At 72.5% G+C, this 20,937-nt stretch carries 19 protein-coding genes; 5 read left to right on the top strand and 14 right to left on the bottom strand.

The window, feature by feature from the left end:
* Positions 1-7: 7 nt before the first annotated feature.
* Both ACN27B_RS10765 and ACN27B_RS10760 read right to left on the bottom strand, forming a co-directional pair.
* Positions 8-217: a BldC family transcriptional regulator gene (locus tag ACN27B_RS10765; RefSeq protein ID WP_007073996.1), complete on the bottom strand. Its 210-nt coding sequence runs from the start codon at positions 215-217 to the stop codon at positions 8-10.
* A gap of 256 nt (positions 218-473) precedes the next feature.
* The gene (locus tag ACN27B_RS10760; protein WP_099163060.1) at positions 474-1,313 is read right to left on the bottom strand and encodes a hypothetical protein; all 840 of its coding nucleotides are present in this window, start codon (positions 1,311-1,313) and stop codon (positions 474-476) included.
* Between the two features lie 176 nt (positions 1,314-1,489).
* Here ACN27B_RS10760 and ACN27B_RS10755 point away from each other — a divergent pair, with 176 nt between their 5' ends.
* Positions 1,490-2,572 (top strand): Glu/Leu/Phe/Val family dehydrogenase, encoded by a 1,083-nt coding sequence (locus tag ACN27B_RS10755; RefSeq protein ID WP_422744734.1) that lies wholly within the window; start codon positions 1,490-1,492, stop codon positions 2,570-2,572.
* Positions 2,573-2,873: 301 nt separating this feature from the next.
* A complete protein-coding gene (locus ACN27B_RS10750) occupies positions 2,874-3,089 on the top strand; it encodes a DUF3073 domain-containing protein (protein WP_013283429.1) in 216 nt (71 codons plus the stop codon).
* A 146-nt stretch (positions 3,090-3,235) separates the two neighbouring features.
* On the opposite strand, the gene amcA is transcribed toward ACN27B_RS10750, so the two are convergent.
* The 5 genes from amcA to ACN27B_RS10725 all read right to left on the bottom strand — a co-directional run bounded on the left by amcA (position 3,236) and on the right by ACN27B_RS10725 (position 7,869).
* Positions 3,236-3,448 carry a multiple cyclophane-containing RiPP AmcA gene (amcA, locus tag ACN27B_RS10745; protein ID WP_091565709.1) on the bottom strand — a complete coding sequence of 71 codons (213 nt, stop codon included), beginning with the start codon at positions 3,446-3,448 and terminating at the stop codon, positions 3,236-3,238.
* Positions 3,429-4,520 carry a cyclophane-forming radical SAM peptide maturase AmcB gene (gene amcB, locus ACN27B_RS10740; RefSeq protein ID WP_172968041.1) on the bottom strand — a complete coding sequence of 364 codons (1,092 nt, stop codon included), beginning with the start codon at positions 4,518-4,520 and terminating at the stop codon, positions 3,429-3,431. The genes amcA and amcB overlap by 20 nt, the downstream gene beginning before the upstream one ends.
* 127 nt (positions 4,521-4,647) lie before the next feature.
* Positions 4,648-5,802, bottom strand: coding sequence for a phosphoribosylformylglycinamidine cyclo-ligase (purM, locus tag ACN27B_RS10735; RefSeq protein WP_091565718.1), 1,155 nt, complete (start codon positions 5,800-5,802; stop codon positions 4,648-4,650).
* Between the two features lie 57 nt (positions 5,803-5,859).
* Positions 5,860-7,377, bottom strand: coding sequence for an amidophosphoribosyltransferase (gene purF / locus ACN27B_RS10730; RefSeq protein WP_091576715.1), 1,518 nt, complete (start codon positions 7,375-7,377; stop codon positions 5,860-5,862).
* Between the two features lie 168 nt (positions 7,378-7,545).
* Positions 7,546-7,869 (bottom strand): sterol carrier family protein, encoded by a 324-nt coding sequence (locus tag ACN27B_RS10725; RefSeq protein WP_091576717.1) that lies wholly within the window; start codon positions 7,867-7,869, stop codon positions 7,546-7,548.
* Positions 7,870-8,098: 229 nt separating this feature from the next.
* Between ACN27B_RS10725 and ACN27B_RS10720 the strand changes: the two genes are divergently transcribed.
* A complete protein-coding gene (locus ACN27B_RS10720; RefSeq protein WP_422744731.1) occupies positions 8,099-10,372 on the top strand; it encodes a carboxypeptidase regulatory-like domain-containing protein in 2,274 nt (757 codons plus the stop codon).
* A 191-nt stretch (positions 10,373-10,563) separates the two neighbouring features.
* Here the strand turns inward: ACN27B_RS10720 and ACN27B_RS10715 are convergent, their stop codons facing one another.
* The 4 genes from ACN27B_RS10715 to purS are packed head-to-tail and all read right to left on the bottom strand — an operon-like array spanning position 10,564 to position 15,100.
* A complete protein-coding gene (locus ACN27B_RS10715; protein ID WP_172967873.1) occupies positions 10,564-11,361 on the bottom strand; it encodes a 2-phosphosulfolactate phosphatase in 798 nt (265 codons plus the stop codon).
* Entirely contained in the window at positions 11,324-14,113 is a 2,790-nt protein-coding gene (purL, locus tag ACN27B_RS10710) for a phosphoribosylformylglycinamidine synthase subunit PurL (RefSeq protein WP_422744729.1), read from the bottom strand. The genes ACN27B_RS10715 and purL overlap by 38 nt, the downstream gene beginning before the upstream one ends.
* A gap of 43 nt (positions 14,114-14,156) precedes the next feature.
* On the bottom strand, positions 14,157-14,840 hold the full coding sequence (gene purQ / locus ACN27B_RS10705; protein WP_091565722.1) for a phosphoribosylformylglycinamidine synthase subunit PurQ: 684 nt from the start codon (positions 14,838-14,840) through the stop codon (positions 14,157-14,159).
* Positions 14,837-15,100 (bottom strand): phosphoribosylformylglycinamidine synthase subunit PurS, encoded by a 264-nt coding sequence (purS, locus tag ACN27B_RS10700; protein WP_091565725.1) that lies wholly within the window; start codon positions 15,098-15,100, stop codon positions 14,837-14,839. The genes purQ and purS overlap by 4 nt, the downstream gene beginning before the upstream one ends.
* Positions 15,101-15,567: 467 nt before the next feature.
* On the opposite strand from purS, the gene ACN27B_RS10695 reads away from it, so the two are divergent.
* Positions 15,568-16,251 carry a S1 family peptidase gene (locus tag ACN27B_RS10695; protein ID WP_099163063.1) on the top strand — a complete coding sequence of 228 codons (684 nt, stop codon included), beginning with the start codon at positions 15,568-15,570 and terminating at the stop codon, positions 16,249-16,251.
* Between the two features lie 3 nt (positions 16,252-16,254).
* Positions 16,255-16,839 (top strand): YbjQ family protein, encoded by a 585-nt coding sequence (locus ACN27B_RS10690; protein ID WP_172967874.1) that lies wholly within the window; start codon positions 16,255-16,257, stop codon positions 16,837-16,839.
* A 94-nt stretch (positions 16,840-16,933) separates the two neighbouring features.
* On the opposite strand, the gene purB is transcribed toward ACN27B_RS10690, so the two are convergent.
* The 3 genes from purB to ACN27B_RS10675 all read right to left on the bottom strand — a co-directional run bounded on the left by purB (position 16,934) and on the right by ACN27B_RS10675 (position 20,891).
* Positions 16,934-18,367, bottom strand: coding sequence for an adenylosuccinate lyase (purB, locus tag ACN27B_RS10685; RefSeq protein WP_422744726.1), 1,434 nt, complete (start codon positions 18,365-18,367; stop codon positions 16,934-16,936).
* Positions 18,368-18,456: 89 nt separating this feature from the next.
* Positions 18,457-20,379, bottom strand: coding sequence for a hypothetical protein (locus ACN27B_RS10680; RefSeq protein ID WP_422744724.1), 1,923 nt, complete (start codon positions 20,377-20,379; stop codon positions 18,457-18,459).
* Positions 20,376-20,891 (bottom strand): SigE family RNA polymerase sigma factor, encoded by a 516-nt coding sequence (locus ACN27B_RS10675; RefSeq protein ID WP_281589367.1) that lies wholly within the window; start codon positions 20,889-20,891, stop codon positions 20,376-20,378. Before ACN27B_RS10675 ends, ACN27B_RS10680 begins: the two co-directional genes overlap by 4 nt.
* Between the last annotated feature and the right edge of the window lie 46 nt (positions 20,892-20,937).

The raw sequence follows: 20,937 nt of genomic DNA, 5'->3' as shown, positions 1-20,937 counted from the left end.
CGGGTCGTCAGTCTCCCTGACGCTGCTGGGGAATCTGCCCCTGCAGCAGGGCCCGAACCTCCGACTCGCGGTAACGGCGGTGGCCGCCCAGGGTCCGGATGGCGCTGAGCTTGCCAGCCTTGGCCCACCGGGTCACCGTCTTCGGGTCGACACGGAACATCGACGCCACCTCGGCCGGTGTGAGTAGCGGCTCTGGTTCGTGCGTTCGCGATGCCATCGGGGTCACTCCTCCACATGTATAGACATCGGCCGGGGTCCCGCCGGCCGACGCGTCTCCCATGGTCCGGCTAGTCCCCGATGTCCGACATGGGCCGAACGGCTGAAGGTCCCTAGACGGACGGATGAAGCATGCCCGATTTTTACGACTTTTATGCCGCAGAAACTACCTTATTCGGACTCATGATCACGGTTCGTGATGCGTCAACTACGAGACACTCTCGTATCCCGTCCCACGAAAGAGGGCAAACCGGGCGTCAGTTGCAGCGCTCCAGCAGCTGCACCGCACGCCAGCGCGCGACCAGCTTGTCGTAGGCCGCCGAGGCCTCCTCGGCCTCGCCCCGGGCCAGCCCGGCCAGCCCCTCCGCGACCAGCTCGGTCGAGTCGTCGGCCGCCAACGTCTCGTCCGGCAGCAGCTGCACCAGGCCGCCGTAGTCCAGCTCGACCACCGACCGCGGGTGGAACTCCTCCAACCAGCGGGCGGCCTCCTCGACCGCCTCGGTGATCGGCGCCTCCCCGACCGACTTGCGCAGCACGGACAGCGCCCGCGAGGAGCGGCGCCGCGCCTTGGAGATCTCCGTGCGGAAGCGCAGCGCACGCCGCTCCGGCTCGGTGACCAGATGCCGCTCCCCGGCCTCGAACAGCACGAACCAACGCAGCGGCACACCCCAGGTGGCGATCTGCTCGTGCACCCGGGGCACCCCGTGCTCCAGCACCCGGGCCCCGCTGCGCCAGTCCTCCACCACGGCCTTGGCCTGCCCGGCCAGCACCGGCGGCACGAACGCGTCGGCGAGCACCGACGGCACCCCGTCCCGCGCGCTGAGAGCCGCCTCGGCGACCCGGATGCGCAGGTTCCACGGGCAGACCAGCAGCGCCTCGTCGGTCTCCAGGACGTACGCCTCGTCCGGCAGGTCGGGCAGCCGGGTCCAGCCCGCGCCGAGCGCCTCGATCACCGCCGTCCGCTGCCGCACCGGCCCCTCCAGCGGGGCGATCGCCCGACCCTCGCTCACGTACCGGCGCCAGTACGACTGCCGGTCCCGGTCGAAGGCGGTCAACGGCTCGTACACGCGCAGGTATGAAGCGAAGAGCGACGGCACGGCGCGATCCTCCCACGAGACGGGACCCCCCGTCGCCGCCGTCACGCCGGCGGCGTGACGTGCGCGACAGTACGGTTCCGGCCGATATTAGGCTCAACGACACCGGCACCATCCCGCCGGCGTGCCACCGAAGGTTCCGCGCCCCACAAGGGCGCACACCGACACAGGAGTCAGCCATGGGCGTATTCGCCAGCACCGACGACCCGGTATCAACGGGTCACGAGCAGGTCGTGTTCTGCCAGGACAAGCAGTCCGGCCTGAAGGCGATCATCGGGATCTACTCCACCGCGCTGGGCCCCGCGCTCGGCGGCACCCGGTTCTACCCGTACGCCAGCGAGGCCGAGGCCCTCGCCGACGTGCTCGACCTCTCGCGGGGCATGGCGTACAAGAACGCCCTGGCCAACCTCGACCTCGGTGGCGGCAAGGCGGTCATCTGGGGTGACCCGGAGCAGATCAAGAGCGAGGCGCTGCTGCGCGCCTACGGCCGCTTCGTGGAGTCGCTGAACGGCCGCTACTACACCGCCTGCGACGTCGGCACCTACGTCGCCGACATGGACGTCATCGCCCGGGAGACCCGCTTCGTCACCGGTCGCAGCGTGGAGCACGGCGGCGCGGGCGACTCGTCGATCCTCACCGCCTGGGGCGTCTTCCAGGGCATGCGGGCCGCCGCCGAGCACGTCTGGGGCAGCCCGACGCTCGCCGGCCGGCGGGTCGGTGTGGCCGGCCTGGGCAAGGTCGGCAAGTACCTGACCGCGCACCTGCTGGAGGACGGCGCCGAGGTCGTGGCGACCGACGTCAACCCGCGCGCCCGGGAGTGGGTGCGCACCACCCACCCGCAGGTCACCCTGGTCGACGACACCGCCGCCCTGGTCGCGTCCGACATCGACGTGTACGCCCCGTGCGCGCTGGGCGGCGCGCTCGACGACGAGACCGTGCCGGTGCTGCGGGCCAAGGTGGTCACCGGCGCGGCGAACAACCAGCTCGCCCACCCGGGCATCGAGAAGGTACTCGCCGACCGGGGAATCCTCTACACCCCCGACTACGTGGTGAACGCCGGTGGCGTGATCCAGGTCGCGGACGAGATCGAGGGCTTCAACTTCGATCGGGCCAAGCTGCGCGCCACCCGGATCTTCGACACCACGCGGGAGATCCTGCGGCTCGCCGACGACGAGGGGGTCCCGCCGGCGGTCGCCGCGGACCGGCTCGCCGAGCGGCGGATGGCCGAGGTCGGCCGGCTGCGCACCATCCACCTGCGCTGAACGTCACCCGGGGGCGGGCCGCCGGCTCCGCCCCCGGGCACACGCCGGACCGGGTACGGCGTTAAGCTGATCCTCGGGATATTTCGTCCGGTTTGCGCGCTGTCACGGCCGGCACCGGCCGTCGCCCCTTACCCGGTACACTTTGTGACGGCTGGAACACTGCGACGCGCAGGGCCGGTCGACGGTGACCCGAGGTGCCGAACGGTGGCATCCCCATGTACCGTAAGAGCCACGAGAGATGCCTGACGTCATCGGGGCCCGCCTTCGGGCTGCCCCGCATTCTGTGCGAGGGGGTCGAGCCATGGGGCGCGGCCGTGCTAAGGCCAAGCAGACGAAGGTGGCCCGGGAGTTGAAGTACCACTCCCCGAACACCGACCTAACCGCCTTGCAGCGCGAACTGGCGGGTAGTGGTAAGTCTGAGCACAACTTCGACGACGACTACAAAGAGTATGTCGACGACGATGACGAGGACCACGCGGACGACGACCCGGACACCTGGGCCCGCCCGACCCGCTGACCTCCCATCACATCTGAGCACGCGGCAACCCCCGCGTGCTCACGCATGTGCTCTGCCGAGCCGGCGTACGACCGACGATCAGGGACCTGCCGCACCGGGGCGACCCCCGGCCGCACCGGCAGGTCCTTGATCGCGGAACCGTTCCCTCAGCGCGGTCGGTTGTTCCAGTTGTAGAACGTCGGGATGTTCTCGAAGTGGTTCCACGCGCACACCGCGCTGGCGCCGTCGCCCCCCGACACCTCCGACCGCAGCAGCCGAGCCGCCTCGGCCTCGTGGAGCAGCGCGGTCAGCCCCGCGGCCGCGTCCCGCACCCGGTCGGCGACCACGTCCCGGTCGTTGTCACTGGTGATCTCGGGCATGCTCCAACACTCCCTCCAATAGGCGGATCTTGCTGTTGCGGCAGTGCTCGGTCTCCGTGCCGTCGAACCGCCCCAGCTCGAAGTAGCGGTTGGCGGCGTGACCACCACCGCAGAACCCGAAGTAGGCGCAGGACGACCGGCACGCCTCCACCCCGGTGAGGAACTCACCGACCCAGGGCGTCCGCCCGGCGCCGGCGAGGATCTCGCTCAGCGGGGTGGTCAGCACGTTCCCGCTGCCGAAGTCGCCGTACCGGGGGTCGCTGAAGCCGGCCAGCTCGGGGGAGAGCACCACCACCGAGCCGTCGTGGCCGACGGTCGGGATCGGGTCGAGGTGACGGGGCAGCAGCTCGTCCGCCGTGCCGGCCAGGACCGCCCCCGCGTACCGCAGTGACCACTCCACCTCGCGCAGGTGGATCCGGGGATCACGACGCCAGGCCGCGACCAGCTCGGCCCAGAAGCCGGTGACGTCGGCCGCGTCCCGGGCGTTCGTCCGGGTGTTGACGCCCTCGGTCTCCTCGATGTTGACGCCCAGCACCTCGCAGCCCAGGTCGAGGAAGTAGTCGTACAGCTCGGTCGCCAGCCCCGGCTCCGGCCGGGAGACCACCGCCAGCGCCGAGAAGGGCAGCCCGTGCCGGCGCAGCGCCGCCACCCCGGCCACGATCCGGTCGTACGCCGGACGCCCGCCCCGGGTGACCCGCTCGGCGTTGCGCGCCCGCGGGCCGTCCACGCTCACGCTCACCCGCACCCGGTGCTCGGCGAAGAACGCGCACCAGGCGTCGTCGACGAGGGTGGCGTTGGTCTGCACGTGGTGCTCGACGTCCGGCCCGAACGGGGCCAGCAGCGCGGCCAGGTGCTCCCGACCGGCCGCGAGCGGCTCACCGCCGTGCCAGACCACGGAGAAGCGCCCCCCGGCCGACCAGGGGTTCACCGACGCCGCCACCGCCTCGGCCACCGCCACCGGCATCCGCCGGTCCGCCGCGCGCAGCGGCAGGTAGCAGTAGGCGCAGTCGAGGTTGCAGAGCGTGGTCGGCTGCATGACCACGTACGAGGGGACGGCGGCGATGCCCCGCATCCCCTCGGGCGTGCGCGCAGCCATCGACCCCTCCCCCGCGTGCCTGGAAACCGAACCTTCAGGCTAGGCGGCGGTGGCCGCTCGGGTGAACCCCCGATCAGGTGCCCGGCTGATCAGCGGAGCGTGATCATCCCCGGGTGTGCTGGCCGACCATCTGCACGTTGCCGGAGCCCTCGATGATCTCGCCGGCCTGCCAGGCCTCGACGCCACGGCCGGTCAGCGTGGCCAGCGCGCGGTCGGCGTCCTCGGCGGAGACGATCGCGAACATGCCGACGCCCATGTTGAACGTCGCCTCCATCTCCGGGTCCTCGATCCGGCCCTTGGACTGGATCAGGTCGAAGATCGGCTGCGGCTTCCAGGTGGAGCGGTTGACCACCGCGTCGACGTGCTCCGGCAGGACCCGGACCAGGTTGCCCGGGATGCCGCCGCCGGTGACGTGGGCCAGGGCCCGCACCTCCGCCTCGGCGATCAGCTTCAGGCAGTCCTGCGCGTAGATCTTGGTCGGGGTGAGCAGCTCCTCGCCCAGCGTGCGCTGGCGGCCGAAGTCGTCGATCACCACGTCCAGCCGCATCCGGCCGGCGCCCAGCAGCACGTGCCGGACCAGGGAGTAGCCGTTGGAGTGCAGTCCGGAGGAGCGCATGGCGATCACCACGTCGCCCACCTCGACCCGCTCCGGGCTGAGGATGTCGCTCTCCTCCACCACGCCCACGCCGGTGGCCGAGATGTCGTACTCGTCCGGGCGCAGCACGCCGGGGTGCTCGGCGGTCTCGCCGCCCAGCAGCGCGCAGCCGGCGTACCGGCAGCCGTCGGCGATACCCGCGCCGATCTCGGCGACCTTGTCCGGCACGACCTCGCCGGTGGCGATGTAGTCGAGCAGGAACAGCGGCTCCGCGCCGCAGGCGACCAGGTCGTCGACGACCATCGCGACCAGGTCGATGCCGACCGTGTCGTGGATGTCGAGCTGCTGGGCGATCACCAGCTTGGTGCCCACGCCGTCGGTCGAGGAGGCGAGGATCGGGTTCTTGTATTTTTTGGTGTCCAGCCGGAACAGGCCGGCGAAGCCACCGAGGTCACCCATGACCTCCGGGCGCCGGGTCTCCCTGACCTTGGACTTGAGCAGCTCGACCGCGCGGTCGCCCGCCTCGATCGACACCCCGGCGTCAGCGTACGAGACCGAGCGTTTGCGCTGCGTCCGGCCGGATCCCGCCGTCCAGGGCTGGCGGTCGCCGCCGGCGCCCGTCGGGCTGGATCCTGCGCCGCTGCGCTCGGACACGTGCGTCACGGTTCTCCCCTTTGTGGTTCCCGCGGGACCGGAGCGGCCGGACCCGCGTCGGTGGTGCTACGGGTGGTGGGTCGGTGTGGCGACGAGCGGGACGGTGGGCTCGACCGCCTCGGCGGCGACCCGGCGACCCACTCCCTCGAGCACGTGCTTGCCGATCAGGTTCCCGGCCGGCAGTTCGATCGGGTACTCCCCATCGAAGCACGCCCGGCAGAGCCGCGTCTTCGGCTGCTCGGTCGCGGCGATGAGACCGGGCAGGGACACGTAGCCCAGCGTGTCGGCACCGATCGAGCGCCGGATGCCCTCGTTGTCCAGCCCGTTGGCCAGCAGTTCGGCCCGGGTGGCGAAGTCGATGCCGTAGAAACAGGGCCAGCTCACCGGCGGCGACGAGATCCGGACGTGGACCTCCAGCGCCCCCGCCTCGCGCAGCAGCCGAACGATGGCCCGCTGCGTGGTGCCCCGGACGATCGAGTCGTCCACCACCACCAGCCGCTTGCCGCGCACGTTCTGCCGCAGCGGGTTCAGCTTGAGCCGGACACCGAGCGCGCGCAGCGTCTGCGAGGGCTGGATGAAGGTGCGCCCCACGTACGGGTTCTTCATCAGACCCTGGCCGTAGGTGATGCCGGACTCCTCGGCGTAGCCGATGGCCGCCGGGGTGCCCGACTCCGGCACGGGGATCACCAGGTCGGCCTCGACCGGGTGCTCCTTGGCGAGCTGCCGGCCGATCTGCACCCGGGCGGCGTGCACGTTGCGGCCGGCGATGGTGGCGTCCGGCCGGGCGATGTACACGTACTCGAAGAGGCAGCCCTTGGGCTCCGGCGCGGCGAACCGGCTGGAGCGCAGCCCGTTCTCGTCGATCGCGATCAGCTCGCCCGGCTCCACCTCGCGCACCACGCTCGCGCCGACGATGTCCAGCGCGGCGGTCTCGCTCGCCACCACCCAGCCGCGCTCCAGCCGGCCGAGGACCAGCGGGCGCACGCCGTGCGCGTCGCGCGCCGCGTAGAGCGTCGACTCGTCCATGAAGACGAAGCTGAACGCGCCCCGCAGCTGCGGCAGCACCTCCATCGCGGCCGCCTCGACCGAGAGGTCGGGCCGGCTGGCCAGCAGCATGGTGACCAGCGAGGTGTCGTTGGTCGAGCCGTCGGAGTCGACGCCCCGGGCGGACACCTCGCGGCGCAGCTCGGCGGTGTTGACCAGGTTGCCGTTGTGGGCCAGCGCGATCGTCGTGCCGGCGGTGGTGGCCCGGATCGTCGGCTGGGCGTTCTCCCAGGTCGAGCCGCCGGTGGTCGAGTAGCGCGCGTGCCCGATGGCGACGTGCCCGCGCAGGCTCGCCAGGGTCGGCTCGTCGAACACCTGGGCGACCAGCCCGAGGTCCTTGTAGACCACCACACCGGAGCCGTCGCTGACCGCGATGCCCGCGGCCTCCTGACCCCGGTGCTGGAGGGCGTAGAGCCCGAAGTAGGTGAGGTTGGCGACCTCTTCCCCGGGCGCCCAGACGCCGAAGACGCCGCACGCGTCCTGGGGGCCGGGTCGCTGGGGGTCAAGGTCGTGGCTCAGCCGGCCATCGCCTCGGGGCACCTGCCGCTCCCTCATGGTGGGGGTCTGGACTGGCCTGGCGGAGTCGGGGGGCAGCTCCGCACCGTGGGCCGGGACCGTCGTCGGGCACCAGTGTACGCGAACAGGAGTCGACACCGACAGTCACGAACCGTCCGCCGAGGGTGACGACACCCCGCCGCGTCGGTCCGGCTAAATCGGGAGGTACGCGGAGAGGTCGGCCCGGATGCCGGAGACCCGTACGCGACCCTCGGTGACCGCTTCCGCCCAGCCGAGGCGTCCGGTGGCCACCGCCAGCCAGGTCGCCGGATCCATCTCCACCACGTTCGGCGGGGTGCCGCGGGTGTGTCGCGGACCGGTCACGCACTGCACCGCGCCGTAGGGTGGGACACGCACCTCCACCGATCGGCCGGGGGCGCGCTCCGCAAGGGCGGCCAAGAGCGTCCGGACCGCCTCCCGCAGCACCGGCCGTTCGGGCGTACGCCCCTCGTCCAGCGCCGTCAGGGCGGCTGACACCACGTCGGAATAAGCGTGCGGAGAGGACACGACGGGACGATACGACCCGGCAGAAGGCCGCACGACGCCGGCCCTGGGTAGAGATGATCCGGTCAGACAAGGCATAGTTGCCGACGGCGTATTTCGTACCGTGAGTGATCAACCCGGCCGGAGCGGCCAGCGGGGAGATCAGACCCGGAAGGCGGTGGACGTGTCAACACACCGACGTGCCTGGAAGCATCGGGCCGGTGTGGTCGTAGCGCTGGTCTTCGGCGCCCTGCTCACCGTCCCCGCCACACCCGCCCTCGCGGCCAGCGTCAGCGTGTCGCCCGGATCTACCACGATCAACGCCGGCAGTGACGCCACGATCACCGTGACGGTGAATCCCGAGGGCACTGACACCAACGGCGACATCAGCCTGAGTGGTCTGCCCGCCGGGGTCAGCTGCACCAGCGGCTGCGGCGGCGTCGAGTTCAACCCTCCCGGTACCCCGAAGGTCCAACTCCTAACCCTCCGTGCGAACGACAACGCGGGCGATGCCAACGCCTCCGTCACGGTCCGGGTGCAAGGGGTGGGCCGGCCGGCCACCGCGAACTTCAACCTCACGGTCAAGGGCAAGGCCGCTCCGCCCTCGCCGCAGCAGCCGCAGACCGTGAAGACGGTCTCCGGCAAGGTGGTCAACTCCGACGGGGAGCCGATCTCCGGCGCGCTCGTCATGCTGCGCGACAGCTCCGGCAACCCGCGCCAGACGACCACGAACGGCAGCGGCAACTTCAGCTTCAGCGGCTCCGCCTCGAACCCGATCCTGCCCGGCCGGATCGACCTCGGCGCCTCGACCGACGGCGCCAGCCCTAGCGCCAAGTCGATCAATGCGGCCGCCGGCCAGTCCGTGACCGGCCTCCGGCTCAGCATCGCGGTCAAGGCCTCGGCGAGCCCGAGCGCCACCCCGTCGGCCAGTGAGTCGGCCCTCCCGTCCGAGGAGCCGACCGAGGACGAGGTGACCGACACCCCCGCCACCGAGGCGCCCGCCGCCCAGCAGCCGACCGCGAACGAGGACTCCGGCGGCTTCAGCTCCTGGCTGCTGATCCTGCTCGGCGGCCTGTTCGTGGCCGTCGGCGTGGGCACCATCGTGCTGCTCTACATGCGGCGCAAGAACGACGACGGTGATGGCGACGGCGACGGTCCGGGTGGGCCGACCGGTCCCGGCGGTCCGGGTGGGGCCGCCATGGCCGGCGCGGTTCCCGCGGCCCGGGGCGCCTACCGGGGCGCCGACGACCAGACCCGCGTGGTCAACGGCATGGGCGCCGGGCCCGCTCCGACGACGGTCGGCGGCGCGGCGATCAGCGACGCGCCGACCATGCTGCAGCGGCCGGTCGTGGACGACGTCCCGCCGGACCCGTACGGCGCACCGCCCGGACCCGCGTACGGCGTCGGGGCGGGGCAGGGTGGCTACGGCTACGGCGACGAGGCGCCCGGGCAGGGCGGCTACGGCGGAGCGAACGGCTACGGCAACGCGCCCTCCTCGGGCGGCGGCTACGGCAACGGCCCGTCCTCCGGTGCCGGCTACGCCGCCGGCGCCGGGGCCTACCCGCCGGCTCAGGGCGGCGGCTACGGCAACGAGCGTTTCGACGAGCCCACCGGCCGCTACACCGGTGACAGCACCCAGTACGCGCCGCCGGCCGACCCGTACCCGACCAGCACCTACCAGCCGGAGCAGGGTCGGGGTTACGACCAGGCCAGCCCGGGCCAGTACGGCCGCGGCCCGGAGCAGGGCGACGGCTACGGCGCCGGTGGCGGTTACGGCGCCGCGCCGGGCGGCTACGACAACGGTCCGGCCGGGGGCTACGACAACGGCCGTCAACAGGGCGGATACGGAGACGTGCCCACCGGCGGCTACACCGGCGCTCCGGGCGGCTACGGCGATGCCCCGGCGGGCGGTTACGGCGACGACCCGGGTTACGCCGGCCGACCGGCTGGCGGCTACGGGGCCGCCCCGGTGAGCGGTCACGGCGCCGCCCCGACCGGCGGTCACGGCACCGCCTCGGTGGGCGGCTACGGCGACAACCCGGCCGGCGGCTACGGCGACGCCCCGACCGGCGGTTACGACAACGCCCCCGCCGGCGGCTACGAGGGTGGCCGAACCCCGGGCGGCTACGGTGACGCGCCGGCCGGTGGCTACGGCGACAACCCCGCCGGTGGCTACGGCGACAATCCGGGCGGCGGCTACGACGGCCGGCAGCAGGGCGGCTACGAGAGCGGCCCGGCCGGCGGCGGTTACGGCTCCGGCTACGACGGCGGCCACCAGCAGGGCGGCTACGACCAGCAGGGCGGCTACGACCAGCGCGGCGGTTACGGCGACGGCTACGGACAGCAGGGCGGCTACGGCCAGGAGCCGCCGCAGCAGCGCGGTGGCGGCTACGACAACCAGGGCGGCTACCACAACGACCCGGCCCAGGCCGGTCGCGCCCGCCCGGACGGCGCGTCGGAGCGGGGCGGTCGTCGCCTCGACTGGCTGGACGACTGACCCGCACCCCGCACGACCGACAGTGGCCGCCCGCTCCGCGGGCGGCCACTGTCGTCAATCCCGCTGCCGGCGCCCGACCAGTCGCCGATCTTGGAGTTGTGGCACCTACCAAACCGGGCCAGATCCGCCATCCTGGGCACCACAACCCCAAGATCGACGGGAGCGCGGGGCGGGGCGAGCCGGCGCGGAGGTCAGGCGGGGGCGAAGAAGTTCTGGCGGAGCACCGGTACGACGTCGGAGACGCCGACCTCGGTGGCCACCGCGACGTCCCCGGCGAAGCCGCCCTCGGCCAGTTCCCGGCCGGAGACGCAACCCCGGACCGCCGCCGGCACGTCCGGGGTGCTGGCCAGCGCGGCCAGCGCCATCGCCGCCTCCACCGAGAGTCCCCCGGGCACCCCGGCCAGGGCGTCCAGCACGCAGGCGGCCCCGAGCTGGTCCTCCACACAGGGACGCAGTGACCCGTCGGGCCAGCGTTCCCCGGCGGCCACCACGCCGATCGGGGCGTCGTTCGTGCCGTACCCCTGATCGCGGAGCCACCGCCCGACGGCGCGCGCGTTGCGCAGGCATGCCGCGACCACCGGAATGCCGGTGGCGCTCGCCGCGGCGCTGATCGCCGAGCCGTTGGGCGACGGCAGCACCAGGTCGGCGACGACCGGCGCGGTCTGCAGCGCCGCCGGGGAGAGCGACCACGGATGTTCCGCTGTCGTCCTCCGCCGGCCCACAGCGGCGACCGCGCCGACCCGGCGGGCGTACTCGGCGGCCTGCTCGCCCCAGGGGAACGGGTGCACCCGCATGCCGCGGCTCACCGCCACCTCCACGGTGGTGGTGAACGAGAGCACGTCCACCACCACCAGGGCGGCGCAGACCCGGCCGAGTTCCGCGGCCCCGGTCAGTCCCCAGTCGAACCGGGCACCGGCGCCGGGCTGGGCGAAGACCGCCAGGGCCAGGGCCTCAGCGCTGGTCCGGCGCGGATCGCTGGTCCGGCTCATCGGAGGCCGTGTCGGTGTCGTCCGGCGCGGTCGCCGGGGCGACGCCCTCCGGGTCGTCCGTCGACGTGCGGTCGCCCTCGACGGTCGACCCGCCGCCGGTCGGGGACCCGGCAGTCGCCGTCACCTGCCGGGACGGGTCGTCCGCCGCGGCGGACCCGGTCCCGTCCTCGGCCGGAGTCGACCCGCTCGGCGCGGTGTCGGCTCCCGTCGGGGCTTCCGCGCCAGGCGACTTGGCGGCCGTCTCCGGGCCGTGCTCGGCGATCGGCTCGGCGGCGACCTGCGCCGGGTCCACCCCGACCGGCTGCTCGGCGGTCGCCGGCAGCACGGTGGTGGTACCGGTACGGGTCGCGGCCACCTCCACCCGGGGCGCCTCCGCGTCACCGAAGAGGCGCGGCAGCGTCGCCGCGTGCGCCTCGCGCAGCTCGTCCAGACCGATCCGGAACTGGCCGTGCACCTCCAGGACGCCGCCGGTCGGGTCGGTCACGCCGATGAACTCCCACGGCACCCCGCGCTCGCCGCAGAGGGCGGTGAACGCCTTCTCGTGACCGCGCGGCACCGACACCAGCACCCGGCCGGCGGACTCGCTGAACAGGAACACGAACGGCATCGAGCCGTCGGCGAAGTGCTCCGGCAGCGCGATCCTGGCTCCGACGCCCCGACGCAGGCTCGACTCGACCAGGCTCTGGGCCAGGCCGCCGTCGGAGAGGTCGTGCGCCGAGCTGAGGTGCCCGACCCGGGCCGCCTCGGCCAGCAGCTCGGCGAGCTGCCGCTCGCGGGCCAGGTCGACCTGCGGCGGGATGCCGCCGAGGTGCTCGTGGGTCACCCAGGCCCACTCCGAGCCGGACAGCTCGACGTGCGTCTCGCCGAGCAGGAAGAGCTGGTCGTGGTCCCCGGCCGGCCGCGGCACGAAGCCCATCGGCACCCGCTCGGCGACGTCGTCCAGCACGCCCAGCACGCCGACCACCGGGGTCGGGTGGATGGCCGCCGCGCCGGTCTGGTTGTAGAAGCTGACGTTGCCGCCGGTGACCGGGATGCCCAGCTCCAGGCAGCCGTCCGCCAGGCCGCGCACGGCCTCGGCGAACTGCCACATCACGCCCGGGTCCTCCGGCGAGCCGAAGTTGAGGCAGTTGGTCACCGCGATCGGCTTCGCGCCGGTCACCGCCACGTTCCGGTACGCCTCGGCGAGCGCCAGCTTCGTCCCCTGGTACGGGTCGAGGCGCGCGTACCGGCCGTTGCCGTCGACCGAGAGGGCGACGCCGAGGCCGCTGCGCTCGTCGATCCGGATCACGCCGGAGTCCTCCGGCTGGGCGAGCACGGTGTTGCCCAGCACGTAGCGGTCGTACTGCTCGGTGACCCAGGTCTTGTCGGCCAGGTTGGGCGACGCGATCATGCGCAGCACGGTCTCCCGCAGCGCGTCCGGGGTGCTCGGTCGGGGCAGCGTCTCGGCCCGGTCCGCCTGGAGCAGGATCAGGTCGGCCGGCTCCCGCATCGGCCGGGCGTAGACCGGACCGTCGTCGACCAGCGAGCCCGGGGGCACGTCGACCACGAGCTGGTCACGCCAGGTGATGACCAGGCGGCCCGGCTGGCCGTCCGGCGACGGCGCGGTGACCTCGCCGATGGCGGTGGCCCAGACACCCCACTTCTCGGCGGTCTTGAGCACCGCCTCCAGCTTCTCCGGCGTGACGACCAGCAGCATCCGCTCCTGGGACTCGCTGGCCAGGATCTCGTGCGGCTCCATCGAGGGCTCCCGCAGCGGGACCCGCTCCAGCCAGACCCGCATGCCGGTGCCGGCGGAGGCGGCGGTCTCGGTGAGGGCGCAGGTCAGGCCGGCGCCGCCGAGGTCCTGGATGCCGACGACCAGCTCGGCGTCGTACAGCTCCAGGCACGCCTCGATGAGCAGCTTCTCCATGAACGGGTCGCCCACCTGCACGGACGGGCGGCGCTGCTCGCTGCCCTCGTCGAAGGTGGCGCTGGCCAGCACGGACACGCCGCCGATGCCGTCGCGGCCGGTCTTGGCGCCCATCAGCACCACGACGTTGCCGGGGCCGGTGGCGTCCTTCTTCTGCAGCCGGTCGACCGGCAGCACGCCCAGGCAGAGCGCGTTGACCAGCGGGTTGCCCTGGTAGCAGGGGTCGAAGACCACCTCGCCGCCGATGTTGGGCAGGCCGAGGCAGTTGCCGTAGCCGCCGACGCCGGCGACCACGCCGGGCAGCACCCGGGCGGTGTCCGGGTGGTCGGCCGCGCCGAAGCGCAGCGGGTCCATCACGGCCACCGGGCGGGCGCCCATGGCGAGGATGTCGCGGACGATGCCGCCGACGCCGGTCGCCGCGCCCTGGTAGGGCTCGACGAAGCTCGGGTGGTTGTGCGACTCGACCTTGAAGGTCACGGCCAGCTCGTCGGAGACCCGGACCACGCCGGCGTTCTCGCCGATGCCGGCCAGCAGCCGGTCGCTCGGCGGCGCCTTCTCGCCGAACTGGCGCAGGTGCACCTTGCTCGACTTGTAGGAGCAGTGCTCGCTCCACATGATCGAGTACATGGCCAGCTCGGCCTGGGTGGGGCGCCGGCCGAGGATGTGCCGGATCCGGTCGTACTCGTCGTCGCGGAGGCCCAGCTCGGCGTACGGCTGGAGTTCCTCCGGCGTGCCGGTGGCCCGGGGGACGGTGTCCACGCCGGGCGCCCAGTCGTCGGTCGGGCCGGCCTGGGGCACGACGCCCTGCGGCCCGCGCAGGGTCGGGTCCGGATGGGTGGTCATGACGTCTCCTTGCTGCGCTCGCCGGCGCTCGCGCTCATCGCGCTCACGCGGGCGCTCCCACCAGGTGCTTGAGCACCGAGGTGAAGAAGCCGAGGCCGTCCAGCGAGGGGCCGGTGAGCGCCTCCACCGCGTGCTCGGGGTGCGGCATGATGCCGACCACGTTGCCGGCCTCGTTGGTGATCGCGGCGATGTCGCGCTGCGATCCGTTGGGGTTGCCGCCGACGTACCGGGCGACGACGCGGCCCTCGGCCTCCAGCCGGTCCAGCGTCGCCGGGTCGGCGACGTAGCAGCCCTCGCCGTTCTTGACCGGGATCAGCACCTCCTGCCCCGGCTGGAACGCGTTGGTCCAGGCGGTGCCGGTGGCCTCGATCCGGAGGACCTGGTCCCGGTTGCGGAAGTGCAGGTGCTGGTTGCGGGTGAGCGCGCCGGGCAGCAGGTGGGCCTCGCAGAGGATCTGGAAGCCGTTGCAGATGCCGAGCACCGGCAGGCCACCACGGGCGGCCTCGACGACCGTCTCCATCACCGGGGCGAACCGGGCGATGGCGCCGCAGCGCAGGTAGTCGCCGTAGGAGAAGCCGCCGGGCAGGACGACGGCGTCCACCCCGTGCAGGTCCGGGTCGCCGTGCCAGAGCCGGACCGGCTCGGCGCCGGCGATCCGGACGGCCCGGGCCGCGTCCCCGTCGTCGAGCGAGCCGGGGAACGTCACCACACCGACCCGGGCGGTCACGAGTGCGCGCCCGCGGTCTCGTCGGCGTCGACCACGCGGACCGTGAAGTCCTCGATGACCGGGTTGGCGAGCAGTTTGTCGGCGATCTCGCGGGCCCGGTCCAGGTCCGGTTCGCCGGTGAACTCGATCTCGATCCGCCTGCCGATCCGGACGGAGGCGACGTCACTGACGCCGAGCCGGGGCAGCGCGTTTGCGACGGCCTGGCCCTGCGGATCGAGGATCTCGGGCTTGAGCATGACGTCGACGACGACGCGAGGCACTGGGCACTCCTGACTGTGTACGCAGTTGGGTGCCGGCCCACAAACGGGCGAGCGCAGCCAGCCTACCTGGCAGATATCGCCCCGCCCGCACCGGCCGGGGACAGTTCGGGCGGTGATCGGCGGGACCGACCGCCCGGGCCGGAGACCGTTGCGCGTTCGTTGCGGCGTCGATACGGATTTGTTGCCCAACCTCAAGGTCAACGGTCGTCCAGAACGCCTCTCACCAGGCATTTTGCCCTCAATGACGGGGCCGCGGGACCGGTTTCCGACAGCCGGTCCGACACGCCGCCGAGACGGACACAGTCATCGGCGTATCTCGATTCACGTCTTGTGACAGAGCGTGGCACGCCCGTAGCATCCATCGTCAGACGTCGATGCTATTGATCGACGCACCTCGCCGGGTCACCCGCCCGGCGGGCCCCGACCGGCCCGGCAACCCCGGGCGCCCGCGCCGAAGGAGCCCCCACATGCGCCTCCGTCCCCTGCTCGCCGTGCTGACCACCGCGCTGGCCGGCGTCCTGGCCACCGCGTCCGGCGCCACCGCCGCACCGGCCGGGCCGCAGCCGATCATCGGCGGCGGCACCGTCTCGTCCGCCCCCTGGGCCGCGGCCGTCTTCAGCAACGGCTCGTTCACCTGCTCCGGCAGCGTGATCGCGTCCCAGTGGGTGCTCACCGCCCGGCACTGCGTCAGCGGCACCATGTCGGTCCGGGTCGGCAGCGTCTACTACGCCTCCGGCGGCGTCACCCGCACCGTGAGCGCCTCCTACACCCGCTACGACCTGGCCCTGCTGCGCCTGTCCAGCGCGGTCAGCACCTCCACCGTGACGCTGGCCAGCAGCAACCCGCCGGTCGGCTCGACCAACTCGATCTACGGCTGGGGCATGACCTGCTACAGCGGCTGCGGCGCGTCGCCCCAGCTCAAGACCGCGAACGTCAGGGTGACCAGCACCAGCGTCACCGACGCGTACGGCGGGCAGGCGATCCGGAGCACCCGGGTCAACGGCAACGCCTGGCGGGGCGACTCCGGCGGCCCGCAGTTCTACAACGGCCGGCAGGTCGGCGTGGCCTCCACCGCCGATGGCTCCAGCATCCAGAACTACGGCAGTGTCGCGTACAACCGGTCCTGGATCACCTCGGTGGCCGGTGTCTGACCGATGACGTCGTTGCGGCGCGGATGGGTCGGGAGCCGCCCGACCGTCCGCGCCGCGCCGTTTTGCAGCATCCGGTCAGGTGAACACCTGTCGCGAACCACCCGGCCGGTGCCTGACAGCATCGGAACCGTGCTGGTCGTGACGACGGATCAACTGCCCGGCTACGAGATCCGCCAGATCCTCGGCGAAGTGGTCTCCTCCATGGCGAGGACCCGCAACCCGTACCGCGAGGGGGTCAAGAACCTGCGCGGTGGCGCCTACGACCCGATGGCGCCGGACAACCTCACCCGCTGGCGCACCGACTCGGTGGCCCGGCTGGGCGAGGAGGCGCAGCGGCTCGGCGCGAACGCGGTGATCGGGATGCGCTTCGACAGCCGCGACTGCGGCGAGATGTGGATGGAGATCTGCGCCTACGGCACGGCGGTGATCGTCGCGCCGAAGATGCCCGACGTCATGCCGCCGGACCAGCCGATGATCGCGGCCGAGACCGCCCACGACCCGGAGATCGCCTCCGCCCCCGGCGGCATCGCCGAACCCGCGAGCGCCCCCAACCTGAGTTCCGCCGCCGAAACCCCCACCGGCACCTGAACCACCCGTCCGCCGCGTCGATCATGAAGTTGACGGCAGGAATGATCTCCCTGAGTGCCGCCAACTTCATGATCGACGGGAAAGTGCGGGACGGTCAGAGGATGGGGGGCGGGGAGTAGGTGGCGGCCTGGGGGTGCGTTTCGACGATCTTGGTGATTCTTGCGGTCACCCTGGTGACCTGGTCGGGGGCGGCGCCGACGAAGGCGTTGCGGTCGGCGACCAGGGAGTCGATCTCGGACCGGGTCAGGCCCAGGCGGCCGTCGGCGGCGAGGCGGTCGAACAGGTCGTTCTCGGCCGTGCCCTTCTCCCGCATGGCCAGCGCCACGGCGACGGCGTGCTCCTTGATCACCTCGTGCGCCACCTCCCGGCCCACCCCCCGGCGTACGGCCGCCACCAGGATCTTCGTGGTGGCGAGGAACGGCAGGAACCGCTCCAGCTCCCGGTTGATCACCGCCGGGTACGGGCCGAACTCGTCCAGCACGGTGAGGAACGTCTGGAACAGGCCGTCGGCGGCGAAGAACGCATCCGGCAGCGCCACCCGGCGCACCACCGAGCAGGAGACGTCCCCCTCGTTCCACTGGTCACCGGCCAGCTCGCCGACCATCGACAGGTAACCCCGGATGATCACCGCGAAGCCGTTGACCCGCTCCGACGAGCGGGTGTTCATCTTGTGCGGCATCGCGCTGGACCCGACCTGGCCCGGCTTGAAGCCCTCGGTCACCAGCTCCTGGCCCACCATCAGCCGGATCGTGGTGGCCAGCGACGACGGCGCGGCGGCCACCTGGGCCAGCGCGGAGAGCACGTCGAAATCCAGCGAGCGCGGGTAGACCTGGCCGACGCTGTCCAGCACCCGGGCGAACCCGAGGTGCCCGGCCACCCGCTGCTCCAGCTCGGCGACCTTGCCGGCGTCGCCGTCGAAGAGGTCGAGCTGGTCGGCGGCGGTGCCCACCGGACCCTTGATCCCCCGCAGCGGGTAGCGGCCGATCAGGTCCTCCAACCGCTCGTACGCGATCAGCAGGTCCTCCGCCGCCGACGCGAAGCGCTTGCCGAGCGTGGTGGCCTGCGCGGCGACGTTGTGCGACCGGCCGGTCATCACCAGCGCGGAATACTCGCCCGCGTGCCAGCCCAGCCGGGCCAACGTGGCGACCACCCGGTCCCGGATCAGCTCCAGCGAGGCGCGGATCTGGAGCTGCTCGACGTTCTCGGTGAGGTCGCGGGAGGTCATCCCCTTGTGCACGTGCTCGTGCCCGGCGAGCGCGCTGAACTCCTCGATCCGCGCCTTCACGTCGTGCCGGGTGACCCGCTCGCGCGCCGCGATCGAGGCCAGGTCGACGTCGTCGACCACCCGCTCGTACGCCTCGACGACCCCGTCGGGCACCGGCACGCCGAGGTCACGCTGGGCCTTGAGCACCGCCAGCCAGAGCCGGCGCTCCATCCGGACCTTCTCCTCCGGAGACCAGAGGGCGACCAGCTCGGGTGAGGCGTACCGGTTGGCGAGCACGTTCGGGATCGTCGTCACGGCCCTCATTCTCGCGTACGGGCTCGCGCCGCCACCGGTCGGCCCGCTGCTCGCGGACGCCCCGGGCCGGACCGGCCCGGGGCGTCCGTCTTCTCCGGTCAGGGCAACAGGTTGATCAGATCCGGATGGGCGGCGAGCGCCGTGACCTGCTCCAGGGTGAGCGGCGGGGTGGCACCGCCCTGGACGCCCTTCGGCCAGCGGCGCCCGAAGTCTCCGTCGGTCGGCATGTCCGAGGCGGCTCCGGTGTTCGGCCGGTTGTCGATCACCACCTCGACCGTGCCGCGGTCGGGTCGCTGGACGAACACGCCGTAGACCACCGACCCGGACGGACGAGAGACGATCGTGACGACCCGGTTACCGTCCGGTCGGGTCGACTCGGTGCACTCGCCGTCATGCGCGTGTCCCCGGTGCATCGCCGGCGGGAGCGCGCCGACCGTGGCGCAGCTCAGCACCAGCGCGGCGCGGCGCTCCACGATGATCTCGCCGTCGCCGGCCAGTCCGCCTCGCTGCACCATGAAGTTGTATGACAGGAGAGTCGCGCCGTTCGGTCCGCCGCTCCCCTCCTGGAAGGGCAGCAGATAGATCATTCCGTCCGGTGAGACGGCGTCGAGCGCAGCGACGGCCGATCCTTGCCCGACGCTGTCGTAATCCCAGCTAGGCAGACCGTAGAACCCGGTGGTGGCGGTTCCCGCCGGTGGCCGTGGGGCCAGGACGAGCGTTGCCTCCCGAGCCACCTCGATCGTCTGATCCATCGAGAGCGCCGGCTTGTCCTGCGTGACGTAGAGGCGGACCAGCGTGCCGTCCGGGCGGAGCGACTCGATCAGGTAGTTGTTGCTCGCCGCCGGTCGCGTCGAGTCGGGGCGTAAGCCGAAACGGGTGAGCAGGCGCCGCGCCCGCACCCGCTCGCCACCAGGATTTTCGGTCACCGTGCAGTGGCGGGCGGCGAGAGCGGCGGTCGGGCAGGGCGGGGCGGCCGACCAGGCGCGCTCCCCCTCGCGCACCAGCCGTAGCGTGACCTGCCCGGCCCGGTTGCCGACCCGGAACGCGGCGGCATCCAGCACCGGGCCGTCGACGTTCAGCCGGCCCTTCGGCTCGAACCCGACCGGGGTCGGGCTGTCTTCGCCGCCCCACCTGGTCGTCCAGGTGAAGTCCGGCGCCTGCCGGCGCAGGGCGCTGGTCAGCGCCGCGTCGAGACGTGCCGCATCCGCAGCGGTGCCCGCGACGGTGGTGACAGTGGACGAGGCTGCGGGTGTGGGGGACGGCTTCGGCGCGAGAGCGACGGCGCGATCCAGCACGACCGGGATCAACTGCCCGACGGCGATCGGGAGGTTGTCCTCGGCGGTGACGGTCCTGAGGCTCAGGTTCAGAAACGTGCCGTCCCGACGCAGTGCTGTCACGCCAGCGCTCTCTGTCCGGCTCGGCATCCGATCCCGGAGCTGCGGTGGCACCTCCTGCTCCCAGACCGACCGGTGGTACCTGATCTTCTCGCCGTCCGGACCCGTCTGCTCGCCGCACTCGGCGGCGGCCTTCGAGCACGCCCGAGACTCCTCGGCCTGCCAGCTCTTCGCGCCGTCGGGAGTGATCTGCAGGCTCGCGACCAGGTCGACCCCGTCCACCCGGAAGCCGCCGTTTCCCCGGTAACCGAGGGAGCCGGCCTGCCCCATCACGTCGGAGGCCCAGGCGGGGGTGTCGATCACCGGCCCGTCCTTGACCGCCCAGGCCAGCCGCGGCATTGCGCGGGTCAAGGCCGTGATCACCGCGGCGTCGATCCGGTCCAGGTCCTGGTCGCTGCCGGGGATCGTGGTGACGGCCGGTACCGGTTTGGCCGGCTGGGCGTGCGGCTTGCCGATGAGCGAGGTGGTGCCGACCAGCACGGCGGCCACCACCGCGGCGACCGCCGTCGTGCCGGCACCGATCCGCAGCCGCCGGGCCCGGCGCTGTCCGCCGATCACCCGGTCCACGTCCACGGTGGAGACCGGCGTCTCACCGATCAGGTCGTCGAACAACTGCCGGTACGTCATGACAGCTCCCCCCGGGTCGACGGGATGCCGGTCAGCAGCAGGCGCAACGCGTCCAGGCCCCGAGCCGCCTGGCTCTTCACCGTGCCGGCGCTGATGCCGAGGATGTGGGCGGTCTCGTCCACGGACAGGTCGCAGTAGTAGCGGAGCACCAGCACGGCACGGCGGCGGGGCGGCAGCTGACCGAGCAGGGCGAGCAGCATGTCGCGTTCGGCGAGCGTGGGCTCCGGCAGGATCATGTCGGCGGTCTCCGGCACCTCGTCGGTGCTGTGCTCGCGCCGCCAGGGTCGCCGCCGCTCGTCCAGCCACGCGTTGGTGAGCATCCCGCGCACGTACGCGTCGACGTTCTCCACCGCGCGGACCCGGCGCCAGTGTCGGTAGAGCTTGCCGATGGTGATGGAGACCAGGTCGTCGGCGGTGTGCCACTCGCGGCAGAGGAGGTACGCGGTGCGGCGCAACGATTCCATCCGGGCGGTGACGAACTGCCGGTACTCGTCTTCCTCGGCCCGGTTCACGTCCCGAAGCCCCTCGTTCGCCTCATGCCCAGGTGACGGAGCACGC

Source organism: Micromonospora sp. WMMD754 (assembly GCF_049315235.1).
GTDB classification, from domain to species: Bacteria; Actinomycetota; Actinomycetes; order Mycobacteriales; family Micromonosporaceae; genus Micromonospora; species Micromonospora sediminicola.
Note: the sequence above shows the minus strand (reverse complement) of the source record. Positions and strands in the feature narration are given on the sequence as shown.